The organism is Aquiflexum balticum DSM 16537 (assembly GCF_900176595.1).
Taxonomy (GTDB): domain Bacteria; phylum Bacteroidota; class Bacteroidia; order Cytophagales; family Cyclobacteriaceae; genus Aquiflexum; species Aquiflexum balticum.
On sequence record NZ_LT838813.1, the window covers coordinates 3357878 to 3373562 of the forward strand.

Here is a 15685-nt window from a genome sequence, read left to right on the forward strand (position 1 = left end):
TTATTCTATGAAGTTCACCAGTTTGTTGGCATCATCTTTATTATTTTTATTAGCGGTTTTTGTTGCCTGTGGCCCATCAAATTCTAATCATTATTTAAATAACCGGATTGAACTTGAAGCTATAGCTTTAATGATGGATCATGATTTAGAGGTATTGGAGGATGAAATAACCAAGTTGGGGGAATTTACAACTGGATTGTTCGATAATAAAGAAGAAGTACTTTCCAAGGCTGATAAAAACAAGTATGTGATTAAAGGTGTTGGGGCCAATGCAGGTATTTTGGTGGACACATCTCTGAGTTCATTATACATACCCGAAATCGACCAAGATAAACAAGCCGTCGATGAATTGATCTATCTGACCAATCCACTTGATAGTTTATTTAAGAGTATAGTTGAAAAACATAAGGTGGTTTCTCAAGTATACTTCAATTCATCGACCCAACTGAACAGACTTTTTCCTCCCTATGATGTCTACAATATGCTTGAACCTGACCTTGATCTAACGACTTTCAATTTTTATTATGAGGCAGATGAAAAAAACAATCCTTCAAGAGGTTTGGTCTGGGTAGATGAAATCTATATAGACCCGGTCGGACGAGGTTGGATGATTTCATTGCTGAACCCTGTTTATCACTATGATAATTTAAAAATGGTATTGGCATTTGATATCACAGTAAATGATATTTTTGAATCCTATATTGAAAAATCAAACAAGGAATTAATTGTGGTAGATGCAACAGGAACAGTGGTTGCAGGAAAAAGCAAAGCCATAGAAGTACTTTCCTTGCCCCCTTTGAAGAATTATACTTATAAGCAAACCATCACTTCGGATAGTTTTAGAATGGAAGATTTCAATTTGTTCAAAAGTAAAAATATTGAAGTCAGGAAAACTGCATCAAATATTATTTTGGCAGGAGAAAGGGAATCTGTTCTGAATAGCGAAGGGGAAAAAATAATTGTCATTTCAGAAAAATTAGAAAGACTTAATTGGTATATTCTCGAATTGGTATTGTAATGAGACCGAATAAATACCCAAAATTTTCCCAAACAAAGAATTACCATACCGGGTTTGTGGTGATAGGTATTATAATTGTTTTTCTGGTTCTTTTTTTAACCTATAGTTTTTTCAATGCATTAAAGAAAAACCAAACCGATTCCCGTAATCAATCACTTTCAAGCCAAGTGGAATTGGCAGGGAAAGAAATGCAAAGAGATTTCACGTTTCTTTATGAGGATATGTTGTTTTTCGTCAACAATCTCGAGCCATGGACTTACGAAAGGACATCCAATGAATCTCTGGCATTTGAAAAAAGAGCAAGAAGAATCTTCAATAATCACAGAGATATTCTGGATACTATTTTTGTGAGCTTTCCAAATCACCATGTTTCTTTTTACTTTGATAATCAAAATAATTTTTTGAAAAAGACTTATGAAAGCAGGTCGGATATGCCAATACAGCCTCATAATATTACACTTTCCAACCCCAATAAAGAAGTGGCAATTTCCATCAAACTTGATTTTGACAGGTTTTTTTCATTTATACTCGGAAACTATTATTTAGGTAAAACCGGGTTTAAACTTATTTACAAAAACGGGGAGTATTTGGACATTTCCTCGGAATTAAATTTTGATAAATCCAACATCAATGCTGCTGTTTTGTCTGAAATTGACCAGGATATTTCGGAGGGCTTAAAAGGAAACTATACTGGATTATATGATTCTCCTGAGTCAGACAAAAAGCTCAGGGTATTGATTCATCAGTACCCTTTTAATCTGACTCCCCTGGAAGATAAATATGCAGTTGTTTTCATCCAGGATATTTCGAATTTAGGATTTTCGCTTTACAGAGCACATTTTTATTTGCTTTTTGGATTGTTGTTGTTGTTGGCTTTTGTCATTTTGATATTGTTCAGGTTTATAAAAAACTCAAGATATGCCAACCTGATTCTGGAAAAAAATTCCGCGGAAATTGAAGAATTGTTTCGTAGACAGACCCTGTTGCTGCAGGAATCCAAAGGCTTTATCTACTTTCAGGATTCATCTGGGAAAATGGAAAATGTAGGGGATGAAGTACTGAATGTATTGGGATATGAAAAAGAGGATTTTTTGAAAAATTTCAAATCTTACATCGAAGAAGAGGATTTGACGATTTTTGAAACGCTTTTAAAAGATTCTATCAAGGTTAAAAAAGAGGTGGTTTCTTCCCAATTTAAGATCAAAAAGAAAGACGGTAGTTTTATCATGGTCCGGATATTTGAAAAGCTTTTTTATGATAAAAATGGGAATTACACAGGAAATGTGGGAATCTGTACTGATATAAATGAAAAGTATAATTCAGAAGTGGAGTTGATTAAAAGTGAAAACAGATTGAGGTCTGTATTGAATAGTCTTCCTGATTTGATTTTTATTTATGACAATGAGGGTACTTTTATTGATTATTATGTGCAAGATGAGACTATGCTTTTGTACCCCCCTTCTTTTTCTATGGGGAAAAATCTCTTTGAGGTTATTCCGGAACCACTTAATAAGGTCATGATGGAAGCATTTTCAAAAGTAGTAAAGACCGGGAAAATGCAGCGGATTGAATTTGATTTGATGCTGAAAATTGGAAAAAGGATTTTTGAAACAAGAATTTTTAAGCTGGATGAAAATAGAGTGATTTCTATGGCCAGAGATATTTCTTCCCAAAAACTATGGGAAAAAGGTCTGCAGGAAGCCATGAAAGCTTCAGAAGAATCCAATAAAGCGAAGTCCGAATTTCTGGCTAATATGAGTCATGAAATACGGACACCTATGAACGGTCTATTGGGTATCATTGGTCTTCTGGAAAATACAGAACTGGATGAAATCCAAAATGAGTACCTGCATTTAATCAAAAATTCCGGAGAATCACTCTTAAATATTATCAAGGATATCCTTGACTATTCCAAAATTGAAGCAGGGGAAATGTCTGTCAATCCAATTGCTTTTAATTTTAAGAATGAGATCCAAAAAACCCTGGGAATTTTTTCAGGTTTGATAAAGGAAAAAAACCTTCAATTTTCCTTTCAATATACTTCAACGGTACCCGAATTCGTGGAATTGGATAAGGACAAATTGATGCAGGTACTGATCAATATTATTGGCAATGCCATTAAGTTCACCCCCGAAGGAGGTGAAATATCTCTTTTGATCTCATCTGAAAAAATAGTTGAAAAGAGTATTATTCTTTACTTTGAAGTCAAGGATACAGGAATAGGAATCCCTGAGGACCATCTGGGAAATTTATCAAAACCTTTTGTACAGGTGGATAGCAGCACCACCAAATCGCATCAGGGGACAGGTTTAGGTCTTGCCATTTCCCAAAGGTTGATAGAATTGATGGGAGGAGAACTGACTTTCGAAAGTGAACTTGGTGTTGGGTCGACTTTTTCATTTTCTGTTATTGGGAAAATCTGGAATATGGAGGATAATATTCCCAATAAGGAATTTGATATTGATGATATGGAATTTTTTAATTGGAAGAATATGGCTCAAAATTATCCGTTGAGGATTTTGATAGCAGAAGATAACACTACCAACCTGAGGTTTATGGGTATGCTGATGGAACAATTGGGTTATGACTTCGCAATAGCCAAAAATGGCATTGAGGCTGTAAAATCCGCAAATGAAAATGAAATTGACCTCATTTTTATGGATATTCAAATGCCTCTAATGAATGGTTTGGATGCTGCTTCCCAAATTAGAAAGGAAAAAGGAAATAAGATTAAAATTGTGGGTCTGTCGGCCAATGCATTTCAAGAGGATGTTGAGAAAGCAAAAAATGCAGGGATGGATGCTTACCTGACCAAACCAATCAAAATAAAAGATATTGCTTTCATCATCAAGGATTGTGCAGAAAGTCTTTCTTTAAAAAAAGAGGTCAATTGACCTCTTTTTTTATATTTCCGTATTTAAATCAAAAGCTTCCAGGTAATCTGCAACTCTTCTGACAAACATCCCCCCCAAAGCCCCGTCAACTACTCTGTGGTCATAGGAATGAGATAAAAACATTTTGTGCCTTATTGCAATTACATCTCCTGTCGGTGTTTCAATCACGGCCGGTTTTTTCTGAATAGCTCCCACAGCCAAAATTGCGACCTGTGGTTGCATGATGATTGGAGTACCCATTACATTGCCAAATGAACCTACATTAGAAACTGTATAAGTACCACCAACAAGTTCATCGGGTGATAGTTTATTGATTCTTGCCCTATTGGCAAGGTCATTTATCTTTTTTGATAAACCGGTTAAATTCAACAGATCCGCATTTTTTATAACCGGGACAATCAAATTCCCCGTCGGTAAGGCTACGGCAACTCCAACATTAATATTTTTTCTTTTAATGATTTTTTCTCCGTCCACCGAAATATTGATCATAGGAAAATCCTTGATCGCTCTTGCAACAGCCTGAATAAAGAAAGGTGTAAAGGTCAGCGCTTCCCCTTCCTTTTTCTTATACACATCTTTTACCTTATTTCTCCAAAGTACAATATTGGTCATGTCAGCTTCCACAAAAGACGTAACATGCGCAGAAATACGTTTGGAATCGACCATTCTTTGAGCAATCATCCTGCGCATCCTATCCATCTCAATGATCTCATCCTGCCCGGAAAAACTTAATTCCACATTGGGAGAGGCTGAGAAAGCGGGAATATTTTGGGAAGTAGAAATATCTTTTTTACTACGATCTTTCAAATAGGCCAGCATATCCTGCTTGGAAACCCTTCCATCTTTGCCTGTTCCCGGAATAGTAGAAAGCTCGGCTGTACTTATTTTTTCTTCTTTGGCAATGCTCAATACCAAAGGGGAATAAAATCTATCATCATTTATTTCACTCTCAGTCTTAGTCTCTTTGGAAATTATAGTTGACGTCTGTGCAGGGGCAACGGCTAATAATTCTTCTTTGGACTTATCTTTCGGTTGAGGAGAGCCTTCTAATGATTTGCTTTCTTCTTCTACCTCAATAATTGCTATGGGTGCACCTACAGCGACAATTTCCCCTTCTTTTACCAGTATTTTTTTGAGGATACCGCCATGCGTAGAAGGAACTTCCGTGTCAACCTTGTCAGTGGCCACTTCTAGGACAGATTCATCCTGATCAATATTATCACCTTCTTTTTTGAGCCATGTAAGAATTGTCCCTTCTATGATACTCTCACCCATTTTGGGCATTAGCATTTCTACAATCGCCATATTACTTTTATTTAATTGGGTTTATTTCTAAGTTTTAAAATTAAATTTTATTTTTACGAATGCAAAATTGAAATAAGAATTTTTATTCTGTTTTACCCAATATGCTAAGGCGTAATAAATTCAATGCTGCTACCCCCGTCAACTGAATATTCAGCATTCTGTCCTGGGTCAGCTGTAATTTTTTGGTAATGGTCTTGCCCTCCATAGCGCATGCTATCCAAACAGTCCCTACCGGTTTTTCGGCCCAACCCCCTGCAGGTCCTGCGATTCCGCTGCTTGCCAAACCAAAATCTGCCTCGAATTTTTTTCGAATATTCTCGGACATCTGAATAACAGTTTCTTCACTTACAGCACCAAATTCTTTCAAAGTATCATTTTCTACATCCAGCAAAATGTTCTTGAAATGATTATGGTACGGTATCAAGCTGCCCTGAAAGTATTCACTGCTTCCAGGTACGGAAGTAATCAAATGAGAAATATAACCGCCCGAACAGCTTTCAGCAAGAGCAACTTTTTTATTGCTTCTTTTTAATAGAATCCCTATCGCCTCTTCAAGTGTTTCATTGTTGTATCCGTATATATATTTGTCAATCAATGGTTTGACTTCTCCTATCTTCATTTCAACTTCACTCTGGAGCTCCTCTATTTTTTCCCCAAATGCGGTCAGTCTCAATTTTACATGGCCCAAAGAGGGGAGATAGGCTAATTTAATATGAGAGGGCAGATTTTTTTCCCAGTCTTTGATCAGATCAGCCAGCCAGCTTTCTCCGATGCCCACAGTTTTAATCACCTTATGGTAAATAGTGGGCAAAGGAAAGATTTCTTTGATTTTTGGAATGACATGCTCTGACATCAGTTTTTTCATTTCATGGGGAACCCCCGGCATGGACATCCAAACTTTTCCGTTTTCTTCAAACCACATTCCCGGGGCTGTTCCCAGTTCATTTGGAATATATTGGCATTTGGTTGGAAGATGGGCTTGAAGAACATTTAACGGAGTCAGCTCCCGTCCTCTTTTCTCAAAAAATGACCTAACTGCTTCTAAGGCCTCAGGAACAAGGGCTATTTCACAGTTGAAATATTCTGCCAACAAGGGTTTGGTAAGGTCGTCAGAGGTAGGACCTAGTCCACCCGTCATGAGGATAATATCAGCTCTGGATTCAGCTTCGGCAAATGCTGCCATTATGGATTCCCTTGAATCTCCAACAGTACTTCTTCTGACCACCCTGACTCCTATCTTATCAAGTTCCTTACTGATCCAATGACTATTGGTATCCATGATCTGACCATAAAGTAATTCATCTCCTATGGCTAAGATTTCGGCTTTTATTTCTTTGGTAGAGGTCATTTTTGAATAAGGAGAATTTCAGAAAATATTCAGGAATATAATGGTTTTGCTAAAGTTTGTTTTTATTTGATAAGATTTCATGCGCACCCTTTGCCTTTACTTGATAAGTGAGATTTGTCCAAACTTCAAAGATGGCTGTTTTGTTTTTTGTTATGAATTATTGATAAATCCAAGTATCCGTTTTTTTGTAAATGACAAAATCGAAGTCATATTGGTTTTTTTCATCTCTATAAAAATGTTCTCTTGAAATTTCCTTCCAATTTTCAGGATTGATTTCAGGAAAAAAAACATCACCTTCGGGTGTGGCATCCACTTCTGTCACTAAAAGCTCATCACAAATGCTCAAAGCCTGCCTATAAATTTCTGCTCCTCCTATAATAAAAACCTGTTCTAGGTTTTTTCCAATACAGATCTGGATAGATTCCTCAAATGAATTTGCTACAATATGTCCTTCAGGTATTTTAAATTCAGGATTTTTCGTAATGACTATTGATGTTCTGTTTGGGAGTGGTCTTCCTACTGATTCGTAAGTTTTTCTGCCCATGATTATATGATGACCCACAGTCAATTTTTTAAACAATTGGAGATCGGAGGATAATTTCCATATAAGCTGATTGTCTTTTCCGATAACATTGTTTTTTGCCTTGGCAACGATGATTGAAATTTTCAAAGTAGTTAATTGTTTTTGCTAAGTTATTAAGCTTTACCAAATCAAAAAATCTAATTGAGTATATAAAAACACAATGACCCAGAGTATTCATGAGCTTTACTAAATGTTAAATGCTGGAATAGGATCTGAATTTATCGATTCAATGGAGTTTTCGGTTTGAAGTTGGATTTATCACCTCCAATGGACGTGATTTAAACCACAGCTTAAATTTCTGTAGGTAAAATCAATTTGAAAAATTAGACATTCCTGGATATTCGGCCATCAGAAAGCTTTTAGGTTGATTTTCTTTCAAATCAGTGACTTTCATTTCCATAATGCTTTTATCTTTTTTACTTTCCATATAAGCTTCCATCATATTGCCGGTAGGAAGGTTTTTGAAAAGATCAGGATTATGATCTTTCATTCTTGCTGTAAGAAATGGATTGTTTTGTCCCCAAAATGAAGCCTGACCTGTGATAGGAGTTTTTGTTACCCAAAACCTTGTGATGTTATCATCTGTCTCGACCAGGTATTCTTCACAATCATAGCCCATTATATTTTTTGAATTCCCAGTTTTATTGAAAGATACATTTTGATCATCCCCTCCTTCATTTGTACCTTCAAAATCCACTCCCTGACTCATGGCAGCATAATCATAACCAAAAGCCATCCGCATTTTTTGACCGTCATTTTCAAATAAGGTAATAGATATGTTCCTGTTAAAATCAAAAATCATGACATAAACTTCATCCGTTTTTTTAGATTTTTCGGAGAATTCCATTCCCGTTATGTTCGAATCCTCTGATAAATAAGCTTTTAAAATTACAGGTTCGATTGGTTTACCCTTTTCATCCAACCCCGTCATTTCGAGAATTGAATAACCTGTGAAATTATAAGATTCGTCTACTTCAACATCATTTTGGATAGATTCCATTATTTTCCCAATATCCATTCCTGGGATTGTCTCCATATCTTCCGTGCCATAAACATCTTTAAACATCTTATTAAGTTGTCTCATGGCAAGTTTTTCGACCTCAATTTCCACTTTTCTTTCAATGGCCCGACTTACACCTCTTTCGGCAGCTTTTTGAAGTTGTTTAGCAAATTGTGCATGAGAATCAAATGTCGAAACAATGAAAAATAGCAGTGTTAAAAGTTTTATTGAGGTTTTCATAATTATAAGGGTTTTGTTAAAGGTTCAATTTAAAAAAAATATTGGTGAACTTCCAGTTTGCAAGTGGATTGATTTATTCTTATTTAGAAAAAATCCTGGAATCAAATCTAAAAGGAGAAATATTGACTACTTTGATTTTTTGTATTTCAACATGTCTTGGATTGATCAAAAAGTTAAAATCCCCGGTCGCAACGGCAGATGGTACTTTTAGTCCCAAAAATCTATTTTCTTGAAAAAACTTGTCTCCTAGGTTCTGGGACTGAATGGAATAGGGGAACTTTTCCCAATCCTTATTTAATTCCTGAAATGGTAAGGAAGTAATTGAATCTTCTGGAATGTATAATTCAACCATAGCCATATCTTTTGGGATTTTTTGAATATGTAGGTGGACTGCTACTTCAGCCATGGCCAAAGCCCTGGAAGAAGCAGTATAGACCACAGGGGTTCCTATACTATTCCACCTTCCTCCATAAAGTTCTGCCCCTTTTCCACTGAGATCCTCAGCATATCTACTGCTACACAGTCTGAAAAAATTCATGCAAAGATGCCATGTTGGATTCTCCCTAATTCTTCTTTGACCATGACAATCCCAAATGAGGTGTCCAAAAGAGATAATGGAGTCACATTACCTAGAGGGATATTTTGGTCGTAAAGCCAAGATTTAAAAATACTTTTGTCACCAAATACATCCTCCCCAAATTTGAAAAGCATAAATAGATCTAGAATCCTTTCTGAATGAATGGATTCAAAGGATTTGTTGTCTTTTTTGTATCGCTGAAGCGTACGGTCTGACAAATGGAGTAAACCTGCCCATTCTTCGAGGTGGATAGGACTCCTATCCATAAAGTACTCAAACTCCCCAAATGAAATCCCATCCCTACTTTTGATGATTAACTTTTGGGTTAATTTTGGTGCTGTGGTATAAGGGGATTCAAAATCACTCAATAGATTATCCATTTCCGACATTGATTAGTTGTCAATAAATTTACGACAATTGTCGGGTTTTCAAATTCTATTATTATTTTTTTGAAACCTTAATCAAAAAATATTTCTCAATGTAAGTTCGTAATGATGCACAAAAATGGGAATTCAACATAATTCTTGCTAGGAGATTGAAATGTCCGATACATCCATGCCTGCTACCTAGGGGACTTCGGTCCCTTCTGATTTAGAATATTGGGTTATTGGCTAAGAAGCAGATGAGCATTTAGTTTTGTTTATCTTAAAATTTCTCGTTAATGTCATATTTTATTTCCCCTCAAAAATTCTTGGATTCCCATCCTTTTTTTTCCTTCCAATTGAAGTTCAAGAATTTTAATACTTCCCTTTCCAGTTTGAAAAACAAGATTTGTTCTGCCATCTGAAAGAAACTCCCCAGGGTTTAAATTTGCATGAATCTTATTTGATACTTCTGTTTTGAATACTTTGCACATTTTTCCCTGAAATTGCGTCCAGGCAGCAGGGTAGGGAGAAAGCCCTCTTACATGATTGTGTATTTCTTCAGCCGGTTTATTCCAATCAATCTCACAGGTTTCTTTATATATTTTGGGAGCATGAGGAGTGATTTTTTGCTCCTCTTGTGGTTTTGGATCTATTTCTTGATTCGCAACGGCTTCTAATGTTTTCAAAACCAAAGAGGCTCCTTTAGTCATCAACCTTTGATAAAGTGTTCCGGCATTATCTTCAGGGTAAATAGGTTCTTTTTCCTGGAATATGATACTTCCCGTATCGATTTCGTGTTTAAGAAAAAAAGTAGTAACACCTGTTTCTGTTTCTCCATTGATTATTGCCCAATTGATTGGTGCCGCACCTCGGTAATCGGGGAGGAGGGAAGCATGAAGGTTGAATGTGCCCAATCGAGGCATATTCCATACTACCTCCGGAAGCATTCTAAATGCCACCACGACTTGAATATCTGCTTGGTATCTTTTGAGTTCATCAATAAATTCAGGTGATTTCAGATTTGTTGGCTGTAGGACAGGAATCCCGTTTTTCAGGGCCGTTTCTTTGATTGGTGAAGGAATGAATTTTTGTCCCCGTCCTTGGGGCTTATCAGGAGCGGTGATTACTGCAACCACACTCCATCCATTTTCAACCAAAATTTCCAAAGAAGGCACCGCAAATTCCGGAGTCCCCATAAATACAATTCTCAGATCTTTATTCATTTGTTAAAATTAGCGCCCACCTTCTTACATTCAAAAAAAAATAATTGTAAACAAGAATTTTATCTTGATTTCAAACTTAATTTTTGCAAAATAAAATTCTGAAATTTGACAAATTTAAACTTTAAAATTTTGAATATTTGAATTTAACATTAATTATACAATTTTATTCCAATAATTAAGCAATAGATTTTATAATTGATAATGAAAATATTTTTTAGCAGTCATCAAACAATTCGATTGATTTTAAGATTATTCTAAAAAATATTGAGAATTAATATTTTTTTTTTATTTTCGCACCGTGAAGAAAAACACTGAAAATAGCGTTAGTGAGGGTTTCAGGCTATTGGCTTGTATACTTTCTGCGTTCTTTGTTTTGATAGCTGTTTTTGATGGATTTGAAAAAGAAAACGAAATAGAGTTTTTTGAAGAGTATGTAGCAGAAGCCCAAGTTGATTTAATTGACTTCCAAGAATCAATCTCCAGACCTCCGGGAAGTAATAAAGTAAAAAAGTTAGACAGAACCCCAATAAAAAAATTTTTTGATAAGGTTTTCAATTTCTTCATTTCAGAAGAAATATTTCAATTAAAATCAGTCTTTAAATTTCTAAAAATATTTTCTAGTTACAATCTGACTATTACAAATTCTATTTGTACCAACGCCCCATAACTATTTTTTTATTGGTTAACAGACCACCATTTATTTCAAGTTTTTAATAAGCCCTAAATAATCTTTCTAAAGATTACAGTCACTCCTTTATTTACTTATTATGAAATCTAAAGATTTAGGCAATTCTCATTTGGGATTGATGAACAATTTATTGAAAAAATCCCTATCCTTTTTATTGTTGATTTTCTGCTTGAATTTTTATTCCTGCAGCAATAGTAATTCAAAAGAAAAAGACCAATTAATTCTGGAAAACATTCCTGTTTTGGAATTGACAGCCAAAACAATAGAATTTCCGAAAACCTATGTCTGCGAAATCCAGGCTGTCCAGTTTGTGGAAATCCGTGCAAAAGTTGAGGGATATGTTGACCGCATCTACGTAGATGAAGGGCAGTTTGTAAAAAAAGGACAGACTTTGCTTCAATTGTCCTCACTTGAATTCAATGAAATGGTCAATTCTGCCAATGCCAAATTGGCTCAAGCTCAGGCAGAGGCACAAGCAGCATCGGTAGAAATGCAACGCTTACAAATTCTAGTTGAAAAAGACATCATCTCACCTTCAGAGCTTGAATTGGCAAAATCCAAAAAATCAGTGGCTGAATCAGGAATAGTAGAAGCTGAATCGATGCTTAAAAATGCCCAAACAAATTTATCGTATACTACTATTAAAGCGCCGTATGATGGCATAGTGGACAGATTTCCAAAAAAGACAGGAGCCTTGGTAACACCAGGGGATCTACTGACCAATATTACGGATGTCAATGAAGTTTTTGCCTATTTCAAGGTAACTGAAAACGAATACCTAAGGTACATGAGGGCAAAGTTGGAAGGTGAATCGTTGACTTCCAACCAGGACGTGACCTTGATCCTTTCTGATGGGGAAGTTTATGAATATACCGGTAAGTTGGAAACTATGGAGGCTGATTTTGAAAGGGGAACGGGTTCTATTGCTTTTAGGGTTAGATTTCCCAATCCTGATCAATTGATCAAGCATGGGGCAAGTGGGAAAATTCAGTTGAGTAACCAAATGGAAAACATCTTTTTGATTCCTCAGAAATCTACTTTTGAAATTCAGGATTACAGCTATGTGTACATTCTGGACAAGGACAATCAAGTGAAAGTTAGGAGTTTCAAGCCTCTGCAGCGATATGGAGTATATTATATTGCTGAAGGTTTTGAAGAAGGTGACCGGATTATTTACGAAGGAATTCAGCAGGTTAAGGATGGTATTTTTGTGAATCCTGCCATGGTTTCCGATAAAGAAGCTTACGATACCTTATCTTCTTTCTTATAAATATTTCATTCCTAAAAATGATCAATATGTTCGAAATATTTATTAAACGACCGATATTATCTACTGTTATCTCAGTTTTTATCACGCTTTTGGGTTTGTTGTCTTTATTTACTTTGCCCATTACCCAATTTCCTGAGATAGTTCCTCCATCCGTGGTTGTTACGGCCAAATATACAGGGGCCAATGCAGAAGTATTGGCCAAAGCGGTAGCTACTCCCCTGGAAAGAGCCATCAATGGTGTGCCGGGGATGACTTATATGACTTCGGTAAACACAAACGACGGGATTACTCTTATAAATATTGTTTTCAAGGTTGGTACTGATCCTGATCAAGCTGCGGTAAACGTGCAGAACAGGGTGGCAACAGTGTTGGATGAACTTCCGGAAGAGGTAATCAGGGCAGGTGTTCAGACAGAGAAAGAAGTTAACAGTATGTTACTTTACCTGAATCTGATTACTACAGACAGTCTTCAGGATGAGAAATTTGTTTACAATTTTGCGGATATCAATATACTTCCTGAACTAAAGCGGATTGATGGGGTAGGCTTCGCTCAGATAATGGGTTTCAAAGATTATGCCATGAGAATTTGGTTGAAGCCGGATCGCTTGGTTTCCTACAACCTTTCCCCGCAAGATGTGACCGAGGCAATCCGATCCCAGAATGTGGAGGCAGCTCCCGGTAAATCCGGTATAGCTTCTGACAGGGACCCTCAGGCCTTGCAATATGTATTGAAATATACCGGTAAATTTAACCAAGTTGAAGATTATGAAAATATAACCCTTAAATCACTTCCTGACGGATCTTTGCTTAAATTAAAAGATGTGGCAGATGTACAGTTCGATGCCCAGGAATACAGCATGGTATCCATGACAGATGGCAGGCCTTCAGCTTCTATCATGATCAAGCAGAGGCCAGGCTCCAATGCCAAAGATGTGATCCAGAACATTAAGGATAAAATGGCTGAATTGGAGGATTCATCTTTTCCCCCTGGCATGACCTATAACGTTTCCTATGACGTGTCCAGGTTTTTGGATGCTTCCATTTTTGAAGTGGTAAAAACCCTGATAGAGGCATTTTTATTGGTATCTCTTGTAGTCTTTATTTTCCTTCAGGATTTTAGGTCAACTTTGATTCCGGCAATAGCTGTACCTGTTTCCCTTATAGGCACATTCTTCTTTATGCAGCTGTTTGGTTTCTCCATCAACCTATTGACATTGTTTGCATTGGTGCTGGCAATTGGAATTGTGGTGGACAATGCCATTGTGGTGGTTGAGGCTGTACACGTTAAAATGCATACTTTGAAAATGAATGCGATGGACGCTACCCTGGCTGCAATGAAAGAAATTGGCGGGGCAATTGTGGCCATAACCTTGGTGATGTCAGCTGTATTTGTTCCTGTAAGTTTCCTATCGGGACCAGTAGGAATTTTTTACAGGCAATTCTCACTGACCTTGGCAATAGCGATAGTTATTTCAGGGATCAATGCCCTGACCTTGTCACCGGCTTTATGCGCTCTTTTATTGAAACCGGCTGACGTAGAACATGATCCATCAAAAGGATTTTTGCAGAAATTCTTCTTTCATTTTAATAATAAGTATGAAGCTCTTTCCTCGAAATATGCCTTTATCCTCAAAAATATATCAGGGAGACGAGCGATCACTTTTGGATCATTGATTTTATTTTTCGTCCTGACTTATGGCGCTATATCAGTGGTGCCCGCTGGATTTATCCCGAACGAGGATCAGGGGATGATTTATGTAAACGTCACCACACCACCGGGGGCAACAGTAGAAAGGACAAGAGAAGTAATGGATGCAGTGCAGTCCAGTCTTTTGCCTTTGGAAGAAGTGGAGACCATTTCAACCCTTGCCGGCTATTCCCTAATGACAGAAACGGCAGGCGCCTCCTATGGTATGGGTATGATCAATTTGGTGGATTGGGGGAATAGAAATAAAAATGTCAATCAACTTATACAGGACTACCAAGAAAGAATTTCCCATATCAAAGGTGCCGAGATCCAGTTTTTCTCTCCACCGCCGGTACCAGGCTTCGGAAATGCATCAGGATTCGAACTGAGACTTCAGAACAAAACCGGTGGGACGCTTGACGAAATGGCTGAAGTAACACAGGAATTCTTGGGCAAATTGAACGGTAGACCTGAGTTGAAAGAGGTAGTGACCAATTTCGAACCCAATTTCCCCCAATATATTCTGAATGTTGACCATGATAGGGCAGCCAAATTGGGAGTCAATGTAAATGAGTCCATGGAAACATTACAAAGTTATGTGGGGAGTTATTATTCTTCCAATTTCATCAGATTTGGAATGATGTACAAGGTAATGATTCAAGCCTCACCGGAATATAGAACCTCACCGGAATCTATTTTGTCTATGTACGCCAAAAACAGTGAAGGTCAAATGGTACCTTACTCCAATTTCTTAACGCTTGAAAGAGTATATGGACCTGAACAACTTACCAGGTATAATATGTTTACCTCTGCCTTGATCACGGGAGATGCCTCAGAAGGATTTTCAAGTGGCGATGCCATTAAGGCAGTTGAAGAAGTGGCGGCAGAATTACCTAGGGGATTTGATATAGAGTGGTCCGGAATTACCAGGGAACAGATAGCTTCCGGTAATCAGGCAGTCTATATTTTCTTGTTGTGTCTTGTCTTTGTATACTTGTTGCTGGCAGCGCAATATGAAAGTTATTTCCTTCCTTTACCTGTTATCCTTTCTCTACCTGCAGGTATTTTTGGATCCTTTCTCTTTCTAAAGCTTACCGGCTTGGAGAATAATATCTATGCACAGGTATCCTTGGTCATGCTGATAGGCTTATTGGGTAAAAATGCGATTTTGATTATTGAAATCGCTATTCAAAACAGACAAAAAGGTTTATCCATTCTTCAGAGTGCCATAAATGGGGGAGTAGAAAGATTAAGGCCCATTTTGATGACTTCCTTTGCTTTTATATCCGGTTTGATTCCACTTACCATAGCCTCTGGAGCCGGGGCAATTGGAAACAGGACAATTGGTACTGCCGCAGCTGGAGGCATGCTGATAGGAACCATAGTCGGTGTATTCTTAATTCCAGGGCTTTATGTTGTTTTTGAGACCTTGGCTACCAAACTCAAGAAAAAAGAAAAAGAAAAACCAACTGTTACTGCGTAATTGT

The 15685-nt window shown here is 37.0% G+C and carries 12 protein-coding genes; 5 read left to right on the forward strand and 7 right to left on the reverse strand.

Annotation, left to right across the window (positions count from 1 at the left end; genetic code table 11):
- Window positions 1-7: 7 nt before the first annotated feature.
- Together B9A52_RS14180 and B9A52_RS14185 are read left to right on the forward strand one after the other, a co-directional pair.
- A complete protein-coding gene (locus B9A52_RS14180) occupies window positions 8-1018 on the forward strand; it encodes a Cache sensor protein (protein ID WP_231955233.1) in 1011 nt (336 codons plus the stop codon).
- On the forward strand, window positions 1018-3912 hold the full coding sequence (locus B9A52_RS14185) for a PAS domain-containing hybrid sensor histidine kinase/response regulator (RefSeq protein ID WP_084121077.1): 2895 nt from the start codon (window positions 1018-1020) through the stop codon (window positions 3910-3912). The genes B9A52_RS14180 and B9A52_RS14185 overlap by 1 nt, the downstream gene beginning before the upstream one ends.
- A 9-nt stretch (window positions 3913-3921) precedes the next feature.
- Here the strand turns inward: B9A52_RS14185 and B9A52_RS14190 are convergent, their stop codons facing one another.
- The 7 genes from B9A52_RS14190 to fmt all read right to left on the reverse strand — a co-directional run bounded on the left by B9A52_RS14190 (window position 3922) and on the right by fmt (window position 10553).
- On the reverse strand, window positions 3922-5217 hold the full coding sequence (locus B9A52_RS14190) for a dihydrolipoamide acetyltransferase family protein (RefSeq protein WP_084121078.1): 1296 nt from the start codon (window positions 5215-5217) through the stop codon (window positions 3922-3924).
- An 82-nt stretch (window positions 5218-5299) separates the two neighbouring features.
- Window positions 5300-6565: a competence/damage-inducible protein A gene (locus B9A52_RS14195; protein WP_084121079.1), complete on the reverse strand. Its 1266-nt coding sequence runs from the start codon at window positions 6563-6565 to the stop codon at window positions 5300-5302.
- 157 nt (window positions 6566-6722) lie between these two features.
- Window positions 6723-7235, reverse strand: coding sequence for a dihydrofolate reductase (locus tag B9A52_RS14200; RefSeq protein ID WP_084121080.1), 513 nt, complete (start codon window positions 7233-7235; stop codon window positions 6723-6725).
- A gap of 223 nt (window positions 7236-7458) precedes the next feature.
- Window positions 7459-8388, reverse strand: coding sequence for a DUF4412 domain-containing protein (locus tag B9A52_RS14205; protein ID WP_084121081.1), 930 nt, complete (start codon window positions 8386-8388; stop codon window positions 7459-7461).
- 79 nt (window positions 8389-8467) lie between these two features.
- Entirely contained in the window at window positions 8468-8926 is a 459-nt protein-coding gene (locus tag B9A52_RS14210; protein ID WP_084121082.1) for an RES family NAD+ phosphorylase, read from the reverse strand.
- Window positions 8923-9345, reverse strand: coding sequence for a type II RES/Xre toxin-antitoxin system antitoxin (parS, locus tag B9A52_RS14215; RefSeq protein WP_172805213.1), 423 nt, complete (start codon window positions 9343-9345; stop codon window positions 8923-8925). Before parS ends, B9A52_RS14210 begins: the two co-directional genes overlap by 4 nt.
- 284 nt (window positions 9346-9629) lie before the next feature.
- Entirely contained in the window at window positions 9630-10553 is a 924-nt protein-coding gene (fmt, locus tag B9A52_RS14220) for a methionyl-tRNA formyltransferase (RefSeq protein WP_084121084.1), read from the reverse strand.
- Between the two features lie 298 nt (window positions 10554-10851).
- Between fmt and B9A52_RS14225 the strand changes: the two genes are divergently transcribed.
- The 3 genes from B9A52_RS14225 to B9A52_RS14235 all read left to right on the forward strand — a co-directional run bounded on the left by B9A52_RS14225 (window position 10852) and on the right by B9A52_RS14235 (window position 15681).
- Window positions 10852-11220: a hypothetical protein gene (locus B9A52_RS14225; RefSeq protein ID WP_084121085.1), complete on the forward strand. Its 369-nt coding sequence runs from the start codon at window positions 10852-10854 to the stop codon at window positions 11218-11220.
- Between the two features lie 100 nt (window positions 11221-11320).
- Window positions 11321-12511, forward strand: coding sequence for an efflux RND transporter periplasmic adaptor subunit (locus B9A52_RS14230; protein ID WP_084121086.1), 1191 nt, complete (start codon window positions 11321-11323; stop codon window positions 12509-12511).
- A gap of 26 nt (window positions 12512-12537) precedes the next feature.
- Window positions 12538-15681 (forward strand): efflux RND transporter permease subunit, encoded by a 3144-nt coding sequence (locus B9A52_RS14235; protein WP_084123526.1) that lies wholly within the window; start codon window positions 12538-12540, stop codon window positions 15679-15681.
- Window positions 15682-15685: the final 4 nt, after the last annotated feature.

Bases quoted from the DNA above. Each gene is read 5' to 3' on its own strand.
- B9A52_RS14180 (WP_231955233.1), top strand. From the start codon at position 8: ATGAAGTTCACCAGTTTGTTGGCATCATCTTTATTATTTTTATTAGCG.
- B9A52_RS14185 (WP_084121077.1), top strand. From the start codon at position 1,018: ATGAGACCGAATAAATACCCAAAATTTTCCCAAACAAAGAATTACCAT.
- B9A52_RS14190 (WP_084121078.1), bottom strand. From the start codon at position 5,217: ATGGCGATTGTAGAAATGCTAATGCCCAAAATGGGTGAGAGTATCATA.
- B9A52_RS14195 (WP_084121079.1), bottom strand. From the start codon at position 6,565: ATGACCTCTACCAAAGAAATAAAAGCCGAAATCTTAGCCATAGGAGAT.
- B9A52_RS14205 (WP_084121081.1), bottom strand. From the start codon at position 8,388: ATGAAAACCTCAATAAAACTTTTAACACTGCTATTTTTCATTGTTTCG.
- B9A52_RS14210 (WP_084121082.1), bottom strand. From the start codon at position 8,926: ATGAATTTTTTCAGACTGTGTAGCAGTAGATATGCTGAGGATCTCAGT.
- parS (WP_172805213.1), bottom strand. From the start codon at position 9,345: ATGGATAATCTATTGAGTGATTTTGAATCCCCTTATACCACAGCACCA.
- fmt (WP_084121084.1), bottom strand. From the start codon at position 10,553: ATGAATAAAGATCTGAGAATTGTATTTATGGGGACTCCGGAATTTGCG.
- B9A52_RS14230 (WP_084121086.1), top strand. From the start codon at position 11,321: ATGAAATCTAAAGATTTAGGCAATTCTCATTTGGGATTGATGAACAAT.
- B9A52_RS14235 (WP_084123526.1), top strand. From the start codon at position 12,538: ATGTTCGAAATATTTATTAAACGACCGATATTATCTACTGTTATCTCA.